Genomic DNA, 19,695 nt, shown 5'->3' with positions numbered 1-19,695 from the left:
AATACGAAAACGTTTTCAATAAGCTAAATTCGAATTTGAATTAAAAAAAGACATATTTTTGATTGTTAATATTCACTTAACATTAGAAAAATACATTTGCACCAAAATAAACAGAAAAAAATGACTCTTAACAACATTTTCCAGTTTTTAGTTCCTAAGGATAAAAAGTTCTTTCCATTATTTGAACAAGGTGCTGCCGGTTTGATTTTATTGGCAGAAACGCTTCATGAAGCCGTAAATGCCCCTAAAGCAGAAAGGGAGGAGTTTTTCAAAAGAGTGGAAGAGCTCGAAGCTGAACTTGAAGAAATTACACATAGAACACATTTGGAATTAAGCAGGAACTTCATCACACCTTTTGATCGTGAAGATATTCACTCCCTGATTAAGGCTATGGATAACGTTGCAGATAATATGCATGGTGCATCAAGTAGGATGCGTTTGTACCAGGTGGAAAAAATTACAAAATCAATCCGTAAATTAACAGAGATTAACCTGGAAGCCTGTCAATTGATTGGTGTGGGTATCAAGGAATTGAAAGTGATGAACCACAAGGCAATTAAGGATACCTGCAAAAAAATCAATAAGCTGGAAAGCAAGGCAGACTCTGTATTTGACAAGGCTGTTGCCGATATTTTTGAAAATGAGACAGACGCTAAAAACGTCATCAAATACAAAGAAGTGCTTTCAGCCCTGGAAATGGCTTCTGACAAATGTAAAAGTGTTTCCAATGTCATGGAACAAATTTCAGTTAAACACTCTTAATATAATCAATTAGGAAATTATGACGTTACTAATTGTAATTATAGTCCTTGCCTTAATTTTTGATTACATTAATGGTTTTCATGATGCGGCAAACTCTATTGCTACCATTGTTGCCACAAAAGTGTTGACCCCTTTTCAGGCTGTACTCTGGGCTGCTTTTTTCAACTTTCTGGCGTATTGGGTTTTCGGATTTGGTGTTGCCGATACCGTAGCCAAAACGGCAAAAACAGACAGCATTGATTTGACGGTAATTCTTGCCGGAGTTATTGCGGCGATTGCCTGGAACCTGTTTACCTGGTGGAAGGGAATTCCATCATCTTCATCGCATACCCTGATTGGTGGTTTTGCAGGAGCAGCATTGGCACACGCTATTTCACTTCATGGTTTTTCAGATTATACAGTTATTGATGATGGGGTACAGATGACAAAACATTGGTATAATATTGTGAATTGGTACAAGCCTGGCGAAGACGGAGGACTGCCTTCGGGAGTTTCGGTTATTATTGCTTTTATTGTTCTGGCTCCTTTATTGGGAATGTTTATTTCGTATTTCATTTCGATATGGTTAATGTATTCTTCACAAAAGAATATCTGGCCCAAAGTGCTGACAGTTATTTTAATGTTGTTGGTGGCACTTTTCCTTTGGTCGGTATATGAAGGCTATGACGATATAAAGAAACCCCGTTTTGAAAGCCATTTTTGGGCAGTTGTATTCGAACCTGCAAACATTAAGTGGAGTTTGGTGGCGATTATCTTTTATAGCGTGGCGATATTCAATTTGATGTTCAGCAGCTTTCCAACATCAAAAGCGGAAAAAGTATTGAAAAGAATGCAGTTGCTTTCTTCCGCTTCTTTTAGCTTGGGGCATGGTGGAAATGACTCGCAAAAAGTTATGGGTATTATTGCCGCTGCGGTAGCGGTTTACTTAAATACACATCCAAATACCAATATGTCTTTGGGATGGCTCGACTTGAACGTTGTCCTTCCATCAGAAAAAAATGGGGTAAAGATTGACGGTGTAATGCCGGGCTGGATTCCGTTAACCTGTTATACTGTAATCGCGCTTGGAACTTTAAGCGGTGGATGGAAAATTGTAAAGACAATGGGTTCCAAAATCACAAAAGTCACTGCTTTTGAAGGTGTGGTTGCCGAATCAGCGGGAGCTTTAACCTTATTTACAACCGAACATTTCAAGATTCCGGTATCTACGACACATACTATTACCGGTTCAATCATTGGAGTAGGAGTTACCAAAAGGGTTTCTGCAGTGCGATGGGGAGTTACGGTTAAATTATTGTGGGCTTGGGTTTTAACCATACCCGTTTCGGCATTGGTAGCCGGATTGGTTTACCACCTGTTGAAAATGTTCATATAAAAAATATAATTCGAAAGCCGACTGAAATTGTTGGCTTTTTTTATATCTGATGCTTATAGGTTATCAAATTATTTGGAAATCATTAAATTATCATAAACTAACAACAACAATTAAAATGAGGAAAGCACTATTCCTGATTGTCTTACTAACATCAGTTTCAATTCATGCACAGGTAACAATCCAGCAGACAAAACACGACAATGACGTAAAATTATCGGCTTTGCCCTATTACAGTTTCGGAAAGGGAATCGGAATCACTTCGCCTGACAGTTTGTTTCAATTGAACATCAGGTTCAGGATGCAGAATAGGGTTACCTATCTTAAGGAAGAAGGTGAAAACGGCGCTTACGATGGACAGGTGCGACGTTTGCGTCTGCGTTTTGATGGTTATGTTGGGAATCCAAAATTCCTTTATGCCATCCAATTATCATTTGCTCCCGGCGATGTTGGCGAAGTCAAGGAAGGTGAAAACATCAATATCATCCGCGATGCGGTAATTTTTTACAGGCCAAACAAGAATTGGAACATTAGCTTTGGCCAAACCAAACTGCCAGGAAACCGTCAACGGGTAAATTCTTCCGGTGGTCTACAGTTAACGGACAGGACAATCAATAATGCCAAATTTACCATCGACAGGGATTTTGGTTTTCAGGTGCACAACCTTAATGAGTTTAAGGACAAATTCTCCTATAATTTCAAAACAGCCGTTACAGGTGGTGAAGGAAGGAATCAGACCGGGAAAGGCGATGATGGTGTTGCCTTTACAGGGAAGATAGAATTACTGCCTTTTGGAGCTTTCGCCAAAGACGGGACTTATTTTGAAGGCGATATCCAACGCGAGAAAAAACCAAAACTGATGCTCTCAGGAGCATTTCAGCAAAACAACCACGCGCAGCGGACACAAGGCCAGCTTGGTGATGATTTGTTTGAAAGAAGGACTATGAAATCGGTTTTATTGGATGCGATGTTTAAATACAATGGCTGGGCAGCGATGATGAGTTATATGTCGAGGACAACCAATGAAAATGCCATAACCATCAACCCTGATGATATTACCGAAAGCAACTATGTATTTGTTGGTAACGGATTTGATTATCAATTGAGTTATAACCTGCGTTCAAATTACGAATTTATCGGAAGGTATTCGATACAGAAAGTAGGTAACGACATTCAAACATTGGCTCCAAATACCAAAGAATACAGCGTTGGGGTTACCAAATATATTTGGGAACATTCATTCAAAGTGCAGAGTGAATTGACATTCGACACTTTGGATTACTACGACGGAACTACCAAAAACAATTGGTACCTGCGCTTCCAGGTTGAAATCGGGATTTAATTTATTGTTTGCTTAACAGTTCGATACCGCTTTATTTTTTAAATTTATGGTTCACAACCCGAGGCGCAGCCGAATTGTATGGAGCGCAGCGACAGCCGAAGGAAATAAAAAATAACCATGATTATGAGAAATATAACTTACCTAATCCTTTTCGGATTAATTGTTTCGGAAAGCTTTGCACAGCCTAAAGCTGTTGAGTATAAAGACGGAAACCAGGTTTTAAGCGGAATATCCATTGTACCGGCAAAACAACTTAAGGACAAGCCCGGAGTTTTAATCCTTCCGGCCTGGATGGGAATCCAAAATCACGAAAAGGAAGTTGCGAATCAATTGGCAGACTTAGGTTATCAAACGTTCATTGCCGATATTTATGGTATTGACCAACGTCCGACAGGCCCTAAAGAAGCCGGGGCAAAAGCGGGTTATTTCAAAAAGAACATAAAAGAATACCAAACACGAATTCAGCTGGCCTTAGATCAGTTGGTTAAACAGGGTGCGAATCCAGAAAAAATTGTAGTCATTGGTTACTGTTTTGGCGGAACCGGAGCTATCGAAGCTGCAAGAATAAATATGAAAGTTAAAGGAGCAGTTTCCTTTCACGGCGGTTTGGCAAAGGATGAAGCAAGGAAGATTGATGAAATTTCACCAAAAGTGCTGGTGCTTCACGGTGCCGATGACCCCAATGTTCCAAAAGATGACATTGATAAATTCCAAAATGAAATGCGTACTGCCAAAGCCGACTGGCAAATGGTTTATTATGCCAATGCTGTGCATGCGTTTACCGAAAAAAGCGCCGGAAATGATAATTCAAAAGGTGTAGCCTATAATGAAAAAGCAGATAAGCGTTCCTGGCAGGCAATGCTCGATTTCCTCAAAGAGGTTTTATAATGAATTCAGAATATTTTAAAAATATTGTCTTCAGAAGTACTATGGTGCTTTGCGGGCTGACTATTTTGGCAATTGTGGGCACCGTCGTATATATGCTGATAAGCTTCCTGTATTTTCTTTGGCATTGGGATTAAAATACTCTGAAAATACGGATTACCAAACCCCTATAAAATACAAAAGCCGATCTGGAGCGATCGACTATTGCGGTGAGGTGTAACTTCCTTTCGGAATCCTCGTTGCAAATGTACGTTGTTATTTTAAATTTTGAATTATAAATTTTGAATTGTTTTCAAATTTTATTTTGAAAAATGCAATATTCCTTGAAGTTAGTAACAATGACTTAAAATCATTTAAAATTTAGAATTCAAATTTCAAAATAATTATTTACTGGAGTCTTTTACCAATCTTTTCAAAATTGCCCATTGTTTCATGGCGTCACGAGCTTCAACAGCAGGATACCCCAATACTGTTTTTCCGGCTTCAACATCACCGGCAACTCCGGAACCGGCACCAACCATAGCTCTGTCACCAATGGTAACATGATCCCTAATCGAGGCACTTCCGCCAATTACGACTCCGTTTCCTAAAGTAACCGAACCTGCCAAACCAGAATTTCCTGCCATAATGCAGCACTTTCCAAGTTTAGAGTTGTGCCCAATTTGTACCAGGTTATCAATCTTGCAGCCATCGCCAAGGACAGTCGAGCTGAATTTTCCTCTGTCTACACATGAATTCGCACCAATCTCCACACCATTTCCAATGATTACATTCCCGATTTGTGGAATTTTCACCAATCCTTTTTCAGGGCAGGGCCTAAATCCAAAACCATCGGCACCAATGGTACAATTGGGATGCAGGATGCAATACGCACCAATGTGGCAGCGTTCACGTATTACGGTTCCGGACCAGATAACCGTATTCTTTCCAATGCTGCATTCATCAAGAATCGTAACATTAGGATAAATAGTAACATTTTCTCCAATCGAAACATTTGGCCCAATATAACAACCCGCACCAATCCGTGTTCCATTTCCTATGGTTGCCCCTTTATCAATTACCGCTGTGGGATGAAGGTCGACTTCAAAAACCGGCGGAGCAGGAGCAAAGAGCTGCAAAACCTGAGATATGGCAATATCTGCGTTTTTTACTTTTATAAAGGCGCGGTTTTCTCCGGGTTCTATAGAAATGTCCTCGTTTACTATAGCAACGCAGGCATTTGAGGACTCCCAAAGCTTCTCGTATTTTTTGTTCCCAATAAATGAAATTTCGGTTTCCTTTGCTGCTTCCAATTGTTCGGGCGCTGTAATCCTGCAGGAAGTCGTGCCCACGATTTCGCCATTTAAAACATCGTTGATTTCATGAATTGAGAAACTGGTCATAGTAGATTTTTGAGGTGAATAGGAGCCAAATAAAGGAATAAGGATTTTAATATCCTAAAAAAGAAAGTTAAACTATTCCTCTTTCTGTCCCATCATCATCAAATAGGCTTTCAAAAACGCATCGATGTTGCCATTCATTACACTGTCAACATCGCTGGTTTCATGTCCTGTTCGTACGTCTTTTACCAGTTTATAAGGCTGCATCACATAATTTCGGATTTGCGAACCCCATTCGATTTTCATTTTACCTGCTTCAATATCCGCGCGTTGTGCCTGCTGTTTTTTGAGCTCAATTTCATACAATTGCGAACGAAGCATCTGCATCGCACGCTGCCTGTTGTCCTGTTGCGAACGCGTTTCCGAGCACTGGATCTGTATTCCGGTAGGTTTATGGACTAACTGCACTTTGGTTTCCACCTTGTTTACATTTTGTCCTCCTGCACCGCTGGAACGCGAAGTTGTAATTTCAATGTCAGCCGGATTGATATCAATTTCAATGCTGTCGTCCACCAAAGGATACACATAAACCGAAGCAAAGGATGTATGGCGTTTGGCATTGCTGTCAAATGGCGAGATACGCACCAAACGATGTACGCCGTTTTCCCCTTTTAGGTAACCAAAGGAATAATCGCCTTCAAATTCCAAAGTCACCGTTTTGATTCCCGCCACATCGCCTTCCTGAAAATTCAGTTCCTTGATTTTGTAGCCTTCCTTTTCGCCCCACATCATATACATACGCATCAGCATTGAAGCCCAGTCACAGCTTTCCGTACCTCCGGCACCGGCAGTAATCTGAAGCACAGCACTCAAACTGTCGCCTTCATCAGAAAGCATATTGCGGAATTCCAGGTTTTCAATATGGGTATTGACCAAATCGTACTGATTATCCAGTTCTTCTTCAGTTGCATCGCCATCCTTAAAGAATTCATAAGTAATCTGTAGCTCTTCGGTAAGGTTTTCAGCTTTGACAAAATCCTCGACCCATTTTTTCTTGGAGCGCAGGTTTTTAACAAGAGCCTCAGCTTCCTTGGCGTTGTTCCAAAAGTCTGGCGCAAAGGTTTTTTCCTCTTCGTTGGTAATTTCTATAAGCTTGGCATCAATGTCAAAGATACCTCCTCAACGCACCAAGGCGTTCTACAATACCTTTTATTTGTTCGGTATTTGTCATAAATAATGTAGTTTTGTGTTTTTATTATTAGGAGCTAATCCGGCTTTCCACTATATCTTTTTTATCCAGGAAAAAGTTCAGGATAAAAAAGGATGCCGTTCCAATCCGGGCTAGAATCCACTACAAAAATAGACTATCTCATCATCATATGGAAATAAATTTAATCAGCGACACAGTAACCAAACCTTCTCCCGAAATGCTTCAGGCAATGTTCCAGGCAAAAGTAGGAGACGACGTATTCAAACAAGACCCAACGGTAAACGAATTTGAGCGCATCGTTGCTGATTTATTCGGAATGGAAGCCGCGCTGTTTTTTCCAACAGGAACCATGGCAAACCAGACTGCAATTAAATTGAATACCAATCCCGGTGACCAGATCATCTGCGATAAATGGTCGCATATCCATTTATATGAATCGGGTGGAGCTTCGGCAAACAGTGGCGTTAACTTCAATCTGCTTGATGGGCATCGCGGAATGATAACCGCAGAGCAGGTGAAGGACGGAATCAATGATCCTTCTTTTTACCACATGCCAATGTCCAAAATGGTTGCCATTGAAAATACGACTAATAAAGGTGGTGGTGCCTGTTATGAAATTTCGGAACTTCAGAAAATAAAGGAAATCTGCAAACAACACAATCTAACTTACCATTTGGATGGTGCGCGTTTGTGGAATGCGCTTGTTGCCAAAAAGCAGCATCCAAAGCAGTTTGGAGAATTATTTGATACGATATCGGTTTGTTTTTCAAAAGGTTTGGGCGCACCAATAGGTTCGGTTTTGATTGCCGATAAGGAAACCATCAACAGGGCTTTGCGCATCCGAAAGATATTTGGCGGCAACTTACGTCAGTCGGGTTATTTGGCTGCAGCCGGAATTTATGCGTTGCAGAATAACATCAGCAGATTAGAAGACGATCATCGCAGGGCAAAGGAATTGGGAAACAAACTCGAACAATGTTCGTGGGTTGAAGTAGTGGAACCTGTAGAAACCAATATTGTCATTTTTTCACCCTTTCCACACATTTCCGATCAGTTGGTCATTGACAGACTCAAACAGAAAGGCATCGCAATCAGCCTGATGGCTAAAGGAAAACTAAGGATTGTTACCCATTTGGATTATCGTCAGGTGATGCATGAATACGTTTTGGAAGCTTTTGATAAGATTGCCTTCTAACGGAAAACTTGTTAATTTCTAGGTTTATAACTTCCCTGATACATTTTAAGGCACGCTTAAAGATTGGTTATTTTTGTAGTATCACAAATTGACTATAAATGCCAAAATCACCAGTTGCCAAAATAATTCCACATTTCCTGGAAAAGCACGGACATGTCCGTACCGATAATTATTATTGGCTGAACGAAAGAGAAAACCCCGAAGTCATTGCTTATCTGAATCAGGAGAACGATTATTACAAAAAATCGACTGCACATACCAAAGATTTTCAAAAGGATTTATTTGAAGAGATGAAAGCCCGAATTAAGCAGGACGACGAGTCGGTTCCGTATTTCTACAATGGCTATTTTTATATCACACGTTTTGAAAAAGGCAAGGATTATCCAATCCATTCCAGAAAAAAAGGCAGTTTGGATGCTAAGGAGGAAATCCTGTTTGATTGTAATAAAATGGCAAAAGGGCATGCCTATTTTAACCTTGCCGGACTGAGCGTCAGTGAGGACAATACCATGGCGGCTTTTGGCGTGGATACGGTTTCGAGAAGGCAGTACACCATTCAGATTAAAAACCTGGTTACGGGAGAAATCCTTCCGGTAAAACTGGAGAATACTACTGGCGGTTCTACCTGGGCAGGCGATAATAAAACCTTGTTCTATTCTAGAAAAGATGAAGTCACGCTTCGTGCGGATAAAATCTATAAGCACAAAATCGGAACTGAAGCTACTAAAGATGCTTTGGTTTATTTTGAAAAGGATGAAACCTTTGATGTTTCGGTTTATAAATCGAAATCCAAAAAATACCTGATTATCAATTCGAGCAGCACGATGACCACCGAATACCAAACAGTATTATCGGCTACGCCTGATGCAAAGTTCAAGGTGTTCCAAAAACGGACACGCGGTTTGGAATACGATATTTCGCATTATGGGGAACATTTCTACATCCTGACCAATAAGGATAAGGCAACCAATTTCAAGCTGATGAAAACGGATGAAACCAACACAACAAAGGAAAATTGGGTAGATGTCATTGCGCATCGCGATGATGTTTTGCTTGAGGACATCGATATTTTCAAGGATTACCTTGTTGTTGCCGAACGCTTTAATGGGCTGAACCGGATTCGCATTATGCCTTGGAGTGGGAAAGGGGAATATTACCTGCCGTTTGACAGCGAAACCTATATGGCGTACACCACGACCAATCTTGATTTTAATACTGAAATCCTTCGCTATAGTTATCAGTCTTTGGCAACTCCGGCTTCGGTGATTGATTTCAATATGAAAACTAAAGAGAAAACCGTTCTAAAGGAGCAAGAGGTTTTGGGTGGTAAATTTGATAAAAACAATTACAAGGAAGAGCGTATTTGGGCAACCGCAAAAGACGGAACCAAAGTGCCGATTTCAATGATATACCGAAAAGGCATTAAGAAAGACGGCAAAAATCCGTTGCTATTGTATGCTTACGGCTCTTATGGCGTGACGATGGACTGTCATTTTTCGTCAGTGCGTTTGTCGCTTTTGGACAGAGGATTTATTTATGCCATTGCACACATTCGCGGTGGCGAGGATTTGGGTAGGGAATGGTATGACAATGGCAAGCTGTTGAAAAAGAAAAACACCTTTACCGATTTTATCGATTGTTCGCAGTTTGTAATTGATTCTAAGTATACCTCTTCCAGTCATTTATACGCTGAAGGTGGCTCTGCAGGCGGGCTTTTGATGGGTGCGGTTATCAATATGGCACCAAATTTGTACAATGGGGTCGTCGCTCAGGTGCCGTTTGTGGATGTGGTTACGACTATGTTGGACGATACGATTCCACTAACAACGGGAGAATATGACGAATGGGGAAATCCGAATGTGAAGAAATATTATAATTATATGCTTTCGTATTCGCCTTATGACAATGTGATGGCTCAGGATTATCCAAACCTGTATATTTCAACGGGTTTGCACGATTCGCAAGTACAGTATTGGGAACCAGCAAAATGGGTCGCAAAATTACGCATTTTGAAAACAAATAATAATCAATTATATTTGGATACCAATATGGATGCGGGGCACGGTGGTGCTTCGGGAAGGTTTGAAGCCATTAAGGAAATTGCCAAAGAATTCAGTTTTTTATTAGATTTAGAAGGAATAAAAAAATAGTTTAAAAATATTTTACTAAATTTGCAGAGTTTTGGAGTATCTAGATACCGGCTCCATGATATTGCTTGACTAATTTATTTTATGAAAGAAGATATAAAAGCTCACGATAATGTATTAGGCCTAATAGGGAATACTCCGCTAATCAGGCTTAACAAAATCACCGAATCTTTACCAGGAAATTTTTACGCTAAGGTTGAAGCTTTCAATCCAGGTCACTCTACCAAAGACAGAATCGCATTATATATTATTGAAGAAGCTGAAAGACAGGGAATCCTTTCTCCAGGCGATACCATTATTGAAACTACTTCAGGAAATACCGGTTTTAGTCTGGCTATGGTAAGCATCATTAAAGGTTACAACTGCATTTTGGCGGTTAGCTCAAAATCTTCCAAAGATAAAATTGACATGTTACGCAGTTTGGGTGCTAAGGTATATGTTTGCCCGGCACACGTTTCTGCTGATGATGACCGTTCTTACTACAGTGTAGCAAAGCGTTTACACGAAGAAACCAAAGGTTCTGTATACATCAATCAGTATTTTAACCAATTGAACATTGATGCGCACTACAAATCAACCGGTCCTGAAATCTGGGAACAGACTAACGGAAAGATTACCCATTTGGTAGCGTGTAGCGGAACAGGTGGAACCATTTCAGGTGCTGCGAAGTTCTTAAAAGAGAAAAATCCAAATATCAGAATCTTGGGTGTTGATGCTTTCGGTTCGGTGTTGAAGAAATACCACGAAACCAAAGAGTTTGACGCAGAAGAAATCTATCCATACAGAATAGAAGGATTGGGTAAAAACCTGATTCCAACGGCAACCGACTTCGATTTGATTGATCAGTTCGTTAAGGTAACCGATGAGGAAAGTGCACACACTACCAGAGAAATCGCTAAGAAAGAAGGTTTATTCGTAGGCTATACTTCAGGAGCGGTAATGCAGGCGATTAAGCAATATGCCGAAGAAGGTGAGTTTGATGAAAACAGCAATGTGATTGCCATCTTCCCAGACCACGGTTCCCGTTATATGAGCAAGGTATTCAGTGACGAATGGATGAGCGAGCAGGGATTCTTTGACAGCATTAACGCTGAAGATGCCCAGAAGATAGAGATTATTAAGTAATACTACTTATCCCATATAAAAAAAACTCCAAAGCAATTTGGAGTTTTTTGTTTTTTATGGACGGAAGCCAATATTAGGGAAACGGAAGTATTCGTGCGATACACGGAAGATAGAATGAATCAGACGGAAGCTGATGGGAGTGAGGCGGAAGACCTTTTGAGGGATGCGGAAGCTAATTTGAGACACATGGAAGCTTACAGGAGAGACCCGGAAGCTCGTCCGAGGGCTGGGAAGGCTTGGAAATGCTCAGGTTTTTGATTTTTGTTAAGAAAAGCTGCGGATTCTTTGACAGCTTATTCAAATACTTAACTTAGACGAAGTTACTTGTCGGTCTGACATCTTCAGTAAGAAATCAGCAATTGTTTGTACTTCTTTGGGAGATAGACATGGGGTGAAGTATTTGATGTATCCAAGTAGTTCCCTTAATCCCAGAATCTTTACCAGTTCAAACTCTTCAGTTGGTTTTTCGTTAGTGAAAGCAATAATATTCCTCATTGGAATTTTTCGATCTCCCCAATGACTTTTTGTAAAATCCCAACTTGATTTTTTTATTCTGTCCGTTACGATTTTGTATAATGCATAATTGGTTCTTCTGACTTGTTGGACAGGGGAAAACAAATACAATTTTTCTAAAGAATTTTTGCTCCAATTTTTTGTTTCAATTATAAAAATACCGGATGGGCAAATTAAAACATGGTCAATTTGAACAGATTTTATATAATCATTGTTTCTTCGATTATATATAGGAGATTGGAATGAACATCTAAAATCATTTATTAAGATATAATCATCTGGTAAACTCTCTAAGACTTTCACTACCTTCTGTTCTCCAATCGCTCCATAAATCATATTGTTAACTTCTTTAACTACAGCTTTTTTTCTCTGAAGTGTTTGTAAGTGTGAGCAGCTACTCCGATTTACTGCATCTTCAAAATTTGTATCGATAAATTGTAAACGATTATTTTTTTTGAAAAGTGTTTTGTTCGACAAATGTACAAGTGTCATAATCTTGAAATGAAATTGGACTTGCGTAGACCAAATCCTTACCCAAATTACAAGATTTAACCAATAATCCTTAATTGTAGCAATAACTTCATCAGCTATGGGTAAATTTTCAATTTGTAGATTATAACCATTAATCCTTTGTTTTAATTGGTCTTCAAGTTCCGACTTACTTTTAGAAATTTCATCATTCAATTCAGAAATATCTTTTTCAAGACTTGATTTTTCTTGTTGAATTAAGAGCGTATGATTTAATACAACCTGTTTTTCAGTAATATGATAATCCTTCTGAAAATTAATTAACTCGTCTAACGAATTAAAATCGTCAAGATTATTTTTTACCAAATGATACTGTATGGCATTGAGGCATCCTACTTTATTATAGACTCTACACATATTTTTCAGAATAATTTTGGTTAAATATTGCAGGCTAAATTTCTAATAATCACTTCACCAAAACCCTTTTCTGTTCCACCAACTTCTTATCGCCATCCAACAATCTTAAAAAATAAGTCCCAGCGGCAAACCCGCTTACATCAACCTTGCTGGAGTATTTGGCGGCGTAGACTTCCTTTCCATCCATATTGATGATTGAAACGAATTTGATATCGTAATTTGATTCGATATTAATCACATTGTCGGATGGAACAGGGTAGACGGTGGCTTTGGTTTCGTTGATTTGACCAATGCTAAGAGCAGGGTTTTTTAACTCAATAATGCGGTCGTCTGCGGCAATTGGGCTTCCGGCGTAATCCCTGTTGGAAGTACATAAAAATACACGTCCGTCGGGAATCACCAAAACATCACGCAATCTTCCGTAAGTGTTGGTCAGGTAAATGTTCTGTTGGGTGACCTGAGAGCCATCGGCATTCAGTTTTAACTGGATTAGGACCTTGTTTTTCAGGACGGCAACCAACAACGAATTATCCCATTCGGGTATCGCAGCGTTTTGATAATAATCCATTCCCGCAGGAGCAATCGAGGGCGACCAGCTGTAGATAGGTTCCTTGACATTATTGGCATTACAGAAGGTAATTTCGGCAGCGGTGTTGCAAACGCCTTCCACCGTTGGCCAGCCGTAATTGCGGCCAGGCTCTATGATATTGACCTCGTCATTGGCGGAAGTCCCGTGTTCTGAGCTGTAAATCCTGCCATTGGCATAACACATTCCCTGTGGATTTCGGTGCCCCATCGTATACACATAACTTCCGGGAGTTGGATTATCACTCGGAATGCTCCCGTCGAGATTCATTCGCAATACTTTACCATTGATGGTTGCGGTATTCTGTGCTGTAGGCGCATTGTTATAGGTATCTCCTAAACAAATGAATAATTTGTCCCCCAAGATTACAATCCTCGAGCCATTGTGCGAAACTCCAGCCGGAATGGCATTGAGTATAATAGTCGGATTGATTAAGGTATTGTTGGCCACATCGTATTCATAGCGCACTATTTTGGAAGTCGTATTGGTGTAGGCATAATGCACGTACAAATAATGATTCGTATTGAAATCGGGATGCAGTTGTATCGAATGCAGTCCAACACTGAAACCAAAAAGCGCTACATCGCTGATGGCAAAAACCTGTTGTATCTGATAGGTTGTTGGATTCATCCGCTTGATATTACCGCTCAATTCGGTAAACCAAATCCAGCCGTCAGGTCCGTAAACCATATCCCACGGCACATTAAGATTGGATGCTACGACAGTGTTCTGCAGTATGGTTGTCCCAAGATTGATTTGGGAATAAGTGAATGAGGTGAATAGGATAAACAATAAGGTAATTTTCTTCATGGTGTTTGGTGTGGGTTGGTTAGCACTACATTCAGAAGATAATGGTTTAGGTATCAATGGGATATCAAATATAATAAAAAAACCGCTTTGCTTTGACAAAACGATTTTTGGATATTTAGTTTCGGTTTATGTGGTTGATATTGCCATCATCAAATTTGGACTTAAACCGTACCAGGCTGTTGAGGTTGATTTCGCCTTTGGGATCGATTACATGTTCCTCGAGGAGCAATCCTATCAGGAATTCATAATCCCTGCCACGGAAATTCCTGGATTGAATCGTAGTATTTTGTTTGGCAAAAACAATCCGCTTGCTGTCATCGACCTTGCTTTCGGTGTTATTGTTATCCACAACCATGTTCAGCAGTTCTTCCTTGGTATTCAGTTTGTAAACATACAGTTCATTTCCCATAGCTTTCTTCCCGTAACTAAAAACCGGAAGTTCATCAATATAAACCACTTCCTTTTTCAATTTGATTTTTTGGGCAGTAAGTGTCGCCGAAGTTATAAGCACGAGTAAGCAGCATAAATATTTCATGAGTAACGATTTAAGATAGCTAAGTTACTAAATATTGCAATAAAAAACGCCAGGTAAAACCCGGCGTTCCATATAATATTCAATGATGTGTTATTCCTGCATCGTGTGGTACACGTTCATTACATCATCATCTTCTTCGATTTTTTCCAAAAGTTTTTCTACATCGGCAACCTGTGCTTCGGTAAGTTCTTTGGTAATCTGTGGGATTCTTTCAAAACCTGAAGACAGGATTTCGATTTTGCGGTTTTCCAATTCCTTCTGGATAGCTCCAAAACTTTCAAAAGGAGCGTACATTAGGATTCCGTCTTCCTCATCTGCGAAGATTTCCTCAACGCCAAAATCGATCATTTCCAGTTCCAGTTCCTCAACATCCTGTCCGGCAGCCGGAATACGGAAATTACAGGTGTGGTCAAACATAAATTCCACCGAACCCTGGGTTCCCATCGTTCCGTTGCATTTGTTGAAATAACTCCTGATGTTGGCAACAGTCCTGTTGTTGTTATCGGTTGCAGTTTCAATAAGAATAGCAATTCCGTGAGGTGCATAGCCTTCAAACAAAACCTCTTTATAGTTAGCGGTGTCTTTATCGGTTGCTTTTTTAATGGCGCGTTCAACGTTTTCCTTTGGCATATTGGCTGCCTTTGCGTTCTGCATTACCGCACGCAGACGCGAGTTGGCTTCCGGATTTGGGCCGCCTTCCTTAACTGCCATTACAATATCTTTCCCAATACGGGTAAATGCTTTGGCCATTGCTGCCCAACGCTTCATTTTTCTACCTTTCCTAAATTCAAATGCTCTTCCCATTTCTTGTTTTAATTATGTGTTGCAAAAGTAATTTTTTAGATGAAAATATCAAAAAATTAATCCATCGGAACGTGGCCCGAGATGAAATTCTCTCCGGTGTTGTTCCATTCGGCAATAATGTTATTCCTTTCCTGGAAAAATGTGCTGTTGATTTTGTTGTAATTGTCGATTTCCTTATTGACCTGTTTTACCATCGCATTAAAACTGTCAATCTCTTCCTTGGTGCGGTCGTTTGCGGTTTTGGCTTCCAAGGTTTTTTTAGCATTTTCGAATTTGTCGTTAAACATGATAAAGTTCGTCATCTTTGGCACATAATCCTGTGCTTCCTTTTTATAGAAATCCAATGCTTTTTTGGTTGCATTAATCATAGAGGAGTCGCCTTTGTAAGGTTTGATTGCCTTTAACTTTGTCAAACCTTCTTCGGCATACTGCGTCAGCGTATTGGCATTTTGCTGAATGGCGCTCAGGTCTTTCCTTTCAATTGCTTTTGAAAGATTGCCATCGGTAAAATTCACCTTAAAGAAAATCAGGTAGAGTGCAGTGTGATAGTCAAAAACCTCGTTCGAAAGCTTAATTTTTTCGCCCAGTTCGGTATTTCCTTCATTAACGGTAATCTTGTATTTCAATGCAAAAGAGCGAAAGGCATTTTCGACCTTTTCATTTTCAGCATCCAGTTTTTCATTGATTTTGTCGCGCATCAACAGATAGGCTTCCATCGCATCATAGGACTGTTCGGCAACTTCCTGCATGTCGATGAGTTTGTCATACTCTTCATTGATGTTTATTTTGCAGACGTCAAGGTATTGTAACACTTGGTTTTTGTAATCAACATCGCCTTTGTAACCGTCTTTCAATGCGCTGATTTTCTTTTGTGCGGCTTCTATGCTTTTTACCAACTGTTTTCGGGTATTGTCAATGCGGCGCGCACTTTTGGAATGCGCTACAGCTGTGGTATATTTCCATGTACTTTTTGAAATCAGCCCTTGTTCCTTTTCGATATATGTCAAATAATCAACAGCAGTTTTGAATTCCTGCGCAGCGATATTGAGGCTTGTGGCTAAAAATAAAATCAATAGTAATCTTAGTCTCATATTGTTATTTATTTAAATCATTTATGATGTTAATGGCTTCGCTAACAGGGAAATTGCTCTTCAAAGCCTTAATCTTTTCGGTATTGCTGCTCCTAAGGTAGTCATCAAATTCCTGATATCCAATATCGACGGAATTGCGCTCTACATTGATTGGATATTCCTTTTCGGATAAATCCTTGATGTCTTTCCAAAGCGAGTTCATCCTGTTTACTTCTGCGAAAACCGAATTGAATTCGAGTGTAACCGGAGCAATCACACCATCGTATAATTGGTCGATTTTGACATTCATATCCGTAATCATTTTGGCATCAGTACTAGCGCTGATTCTTTTGCGGCTGTTTTCGATTGCTGCAGGTTTTAACGGATTTGTAAAAAGGGTAAAACGCGGAGCTGCTTCAATCATGTCATTTTTAAGGGCGGTTTTGTTATCACCTTCCTTTGGCATCTGTCCTTCAAAAAGCGACGGGATTTCCACATCGGGTTTAATGCCAATGGTTTGGTTTGTTTTCCCGGTTATCCTGTAAAATTCCTCGATGGTCAGTTTGACAAATTCGCTGGGTTCATCTTCCATCGTCAATGGAAAAATCCGCTGCATTGATGCTTTGCCATACGACTGTGAACCAATCACGACAGCTCTGTTGTAGTCCTGCATGGCATTAGAGAAAAATTCGCTTGCAGAAGCTGAAAAGCCATTTATCAAAACCACTAATGGACCGGTGTAAACACTTCCGCGGTTTGGATCTTTTAAGGTTTGGGTTTGGCCTCTACGGTTGTTCATAATCGCAACCGGGCCAGCTTCTATGAATGCTCCGCTTAATTTCACAGCTTCATCCATTGAGCCACCACCATTGTTCTGCAGGTCGATAATGAGCCCTTCAATCTTGTCTTCCTGGAGTTTGTATATTTCTTTGATGACGTCATCGCTCATATTGGTTTTTCCGTCTTCAATTTTTCCATAAAAACTCGGAATCCTCACATAGCCAATCTTTTTAGTGTCTTTATTTAAAATATAACTGTAAACATTATTGTTGTAATCCTTCATGACTCTTTTGGTCAGGTTGACGTTGTAGACTTCGCCGCTTTTTTTGCGAAGCGTGAATTCGACATTCTTGTATTCGCTCGAGCTGAAAATGGCTTCGACTTTTTGCATCGAAGAGCACGCAATATTGTATTCCTCATCGTGGTATTTAATCTTGATAATCTGATCGCCACCGTCAATTTTTTCGGTATAATAGGCAGAACTTCCGGGAATGACTTCGTCGACAATGATTTCGTCTTTTTCATTCATCGAAATCATCATTCCAAACGTAAGGTTGTCAGCGCTAACAGCTGTTAGGAAACTCGAGCGGTCACTTTGCGAGAAATATTCGGTGTGTGGGTCAAAGTAGGAGCAGACCGCATTAAAGAACTTGGAATTAAATTCCTGGCTGCTTAACTGAAAACCTGCACTTTTACACGAAAAGGTGTCAAATACCTTGTCTTTTGAGGTCTTGGAAATCTTATCAAAATTCGCCAATAACGAATCCTTGTTTTGGCTGACTTCTGAAATATCTTTCAGGATGTGGAACAGGACTCTTTTTTTGTAGAGCTTTTTCAATTCGGTTTCATCCTTTACGTAAGGGAATGCTTTTTTGGAGAACTGGATTGTTTCAGTACTTTTCAACGGGAAAGATTCCTCTTTAAGCGCTTCGATTATCCTTGCATAACGCTCAATGGCATGTGTATAGGCTTTGTAAAAATCAGTCAGGAAGTCACAATTCCGGTCCTTGATATAGTCATCAATTTTGTATTTGTGCTTCTTTAAATCATTGATTTCAACAAGGGTAAATAAACGATTGTCGTCATCCAACTGCTTTAATAAATCATCAAAAACAAAAACCGACAGACTATCGTCAATGGGTTTTGGCCTGTAATGTTGCTGTTGGATCAACGCATTGATTCTTGCTAGTGTTTCACACGGATTTTTATCGGTTTGCCCGAATGCAAATACAGGAAGGCTTACTATTAAGAATACAATTTTTTTCAATTTTATTTTTTATAAAAAGGCATTTTCACCACTTTCGCAGCGACCTTGTTGTTTCGGATTTGAATGAAAATCTCGCTGTCAACAGCAGAAAATTCGGTTTTGACATAACCCATTCCGATTCCTTTACCCAAAGATGGCGCCATGGTTCCCGAGGTTACGATTCCGATATTGTTGCCATTGACATCAACGATTTCGTAATCGTGACGCGGAATGCCACGTTCGGTTAATTCGAAACCAATGAGTTTTCTGGTTACACCAGCTTCTTTTTGTTTTTTAAGGTTTTCAGAATTGGTAAAATCTTTGGTGAATTTGGTAATCCAGCCTAAACCAGCTTCCAGTGGAGAAGTGCTATCGTTAATGTCATTCCCATAAAGGCAGAATCCCATTTCCAAACGGAGTGTATCACGTGCTGCCAGTCCAACCGGTTTGATTCCGAAGGCTTTTCCAGCTTCAAAAACCTTATTCCAAACCTTTTCAACGTCTGCATTTTTGCAGTAAATCTCAAATCCACCAGAACCGGTGTAACCCGTTGCGGAAATGATTACATCCTGAACTCCGGCAAATTCAGCCACTTCAAAATGATAATATTTTATAGCTGATAAATCAACAGCAGTCAATGACTGCATTGCTTCAACCGCTTTTGGGCCTTGTATGGCAAGCAAAGAATAATCCTCAGAAATGTTTCTCATTTCTACACCTAAATCATTGTGCGAAGAAATCCAATTCCAATCCTTGTCGATATTGGAAGCGTTTACCACTAATAAATATTGGTTTTCCTTCATACGGTACACGATCAAATCGTCTACAATTCCGCCGTCGTTATTTGGCAGACACGAATATTGTGCGCGTCCAATTTCCAAAACCGACGCGTCATTGGAAGTTACTTTTTGTATTAATGCCAGGGCATTTTCACCACTAAGCAAAAACTCACCCATGTGCGACACATCAAAAACACCTACGCCATTTCTAACGGTTTCATGTTCGGCATTTACGCCTTCATATTGAACGGGCATATTGTATCCTGCAAACGGAACCATTTTCGCTCCAAGGCTTTCGTGTACGTGTGTTAACGCTGTATTTTTCATTAT

Annotated in this window: 16 protein-coding genes; 7 read left to right on the top strand and 9 right to left on the bottom strand. The window is 39.9% G+C overall.

The window, feature by feature from the left end; genetic code table 11:
• The first annotated feature begins 120 nt into the window (after nucleotides 1-120).
• The 4 genes from L1S31_RS08195 to L1S31_RS08180 all read left to right on the top strand — a co-directional run bounded on the left by L1S31_RS08195 (nucleotide 121) and on the right by L1S31_RS08180 (nucleotide 4,364).
• Complete coding sequence (locus L1S31_RS08195; RefSeq protein ID WP_236464241.1) at nucleotides 121-762, top strand: DUF47 domain-containing protein; 642 nt, start codon at nucleotides 121-123, stop codon at nucleotides 760-762.
• Between the two features lie 19 nt (nucleotides 763-781).
• Nucleotides 782-2,137 carry an inorganic phosphate transporter gene (locus L1S31_RS08190; RefSeq protein WP_236464240.1) on the top strand — a complete coding sequence of 452 codons (1,356 nt, stop codon included), beginning with the start codon at nucleotides 782-784 and terminating at the stop codon, nucleotides 2,135-2,137.
• A gap of 115 nt (nucleotides 2,138-2,252) precedes the next feature.
• Nucleotides 2,253-3,476 carry a porin gene (locus tag L1S31_RS08185; protein WP_236464239.1) on the top strand — a complete coding sequence of 408 codons (1,224 nt, stop codon included), beginning with the start codon at nucleotides 2,253-2,255 and terminating at the stop codon, nucleotides 3,474-3,476.
• 123 nt (nucleotides 3,477-3,599) lie between these two features.
• Nucleotides 3,600-4,364 (top strand): dienelactone hydrolase family protein, encoded by a 765-nt coding sequence (locus L1S31_RS08180; protein WP_236464238.1) that lies wholly within the window; start codon nucleotides 3,600-3,602, stop codon nucleotides 4,362-4,364.
• A 380-nt stretch (nucleotides 4,365-4,744) separates the two neighbouring features.
• On the opposite strand, the gene lpxD is transcribed toward L1S31_RS08180, so the two are convergent.
• Together lpxD and prfB are read right to left on the bottom strand one after the other, a co-directional pair.
• Nucleotides 4,745-5,743, bottom strand: coding sequence for a UDP-3-O-(3-hydroxymyristoyl)glucosamine N-acyltransferase (gene lpxD, locus L1S31_RS08175; RefSeq protein ID WP_236464237.1), 999 nt, complete (start codon nucleotides 5,741-5,743; stop codon nucleotides 4,745-4,747).
• A 72-nt stretch (nucleotides 5,744-5,815) separates the two neighbouring features.
• Nucleotides 5,816-6,911 (bottom strand): peptide chain release factor 2 gene (gene prfB / locus L1S31_RS08170; RefSeq protein ID WP_236464236.1). Its coding sequence is split into 2 segments (ribosomal slippage): nucleotides 5,816-6,847 and nucleotides 6,849-6,911, totalling 1,095 coding nucleotides; the frame shifts between segments, so codons are not numbered across the junction.
• A 148-nt stretch (nucleotides 6,912-7,059) separates the two neighbouring features.
• Here prfB and L1S31_RS08165 point away from each other — a divergent pair.
• From L1S31_RS08165 to capA, 3 genes are all read left to right on the top strand, one after another.
• Complete coding sequence (locus L1S31_RS08165) at nucleotides 7,060-8,085, top strand: threonine aldolase family protein (protein WP_236464235.1); 1,026 nt, start codon at nucleotides 7,060-7,062, stop codon at nucleotides 8,083-8,085.
• Nucleotides 8,086-8,183: 98 nt separating this feature from the next.
• Nucleotides 8,184-10,235 carry a S9 family peptidase gene (locus tag L1S31_RS08160; RefSeq protein WP_236464234.1) on the top strand — a complete coding sequence of 684 codons (2,052 nt, stop codon included), beginning with the start codon at nucleotides 8,184-8,186 and terminating at the stop codon, nucleotides 10,233-10,235.
• Between the two features lie 81 nt (nucleotides 10,236-10,316).
• A complete protein-coding gene (gene capA, locus L1S31_RS08155; RefSeq protein WP_236464233.1) occupies nucleotides 10,317-11,357 on the top strand; it encodes a cysteate synthase in 1,041 nt (346 codons plus the stop codon).
• 297 nt (nucleotides 11,358-11,654) lie between these two features.
• Here the strand turns inward: capA and L1S31_RS08150 are convergent, their stop codons facing one another.
• From L1S31_RS08150 to gcvT, 7 genes are all read right to left on the bottom strand, one after another.
• Nucleotides 11,655-12,755: a nuclease-related domain-containing protein gene (locus L1S31_RS08150; protein ID WP_236464232.1), complete on the bottom strand. Its 1,101-nt coding sequence runs from the start codon at nucleotides 12,753-12,755 to the stop codon at nucleotides 11,655-11,657.
• A 49-nt stretch (nucleotides 12,756-12,804) separates the two neighbouring features.
• A complete protein-coding gene (locus tag L1S31_RS08145) occupies nucleotides 12,805-14,151 on the bottom strand; it encodes a PQQ-dependent sugar dehydrogenase (protein ID WP_236464231.1) in 1,347 nt (448 codons plus the stop codon).
• Between the two features lie 115 nt (nucleotides 14,152-14,266).
• Nucleotides 14,267-14,686 (bottom strand): hypothetical protein, encoded by a 420-nt coding sequence (locus L1S31_RS08140; RefSeq protein WP_236464230.1) that lies wholly within the window; start codon nucleotides 14,684-14,686, stop codon nucleotides 14,267-14,269.
• 90 nt (nucleotides 14,687-14,776) lie between these two features.
• The gene (locus tag L1S31_RS08135) at nucleotides 14,777-15,490 is read right to left on the bottom strand and encodes a YebC/PmpR family DNA-binding transcriptional regulator (protein ID WP_236464229.1); all 714 of its coding nucleotides are present in this window, start codon (nucleotides 15,488-15,490) and stop codon (nucleotides 14,777-14,779) included.
• Nucleotides 15,491-15,546: 56 nt separating this feature from the next.
• Nucleotides 15,547-16,581: an LIC11966 family surface protein gene (locus L1S31_RS08130; RefSeq protein ID WP_236464228.1), complete on the bottom strand. Its 1,035-nt coding sequence runs from the start codon at nucleotides 16,579-16,581 to the stop codon at nucleotides 15,547-15,549.
• A 4-nt stretch (nucleotides 16,582-16,585) separates the two neighbouring features.
• Nucleotides 16,586-18,607: a S41 family peptidase gene (locus tag L1S31_RS08125; RefSeq protein ID WP_236464227.1), complete on the bottom strand. Its 2,022-nt coding sequence runs from the start codon at nucleotides 18,605-18,607 to the stop codon at nucleotides 16,586-16,588.
• 2 nt (nucleotides 18,608-18,609) lie between these two features.
• Entirely contained in the window at nucleotides 18,610-19,692 is a 1,083-nt protein-coding gene (gene gcvT, locus L1S31_RS08120; protein ID WP_236464226.1) for a glycine cleavage system aminomethyltransferase GcvT, read from the bottom strand.
• Between the last annotated feature and the right edge of the window lie 3 nt (nucleotides 19,693-19,695).

Origin of the sequence: Flavobacterium wongokense (genome assembly GCF_021608265.1) — a bacterium.
Classification (GTDB): Bacteria; Bacteroidota; Bacteroidia; order Flavobacteriales; family Flavobacteriaceae; genus Flavobacterium; species Flavobacterium wongokense.
Note: the sequence above shows the minus strand (reverse complement) of the source record. Positions and strands in the feature narration are given on the sequence as shown.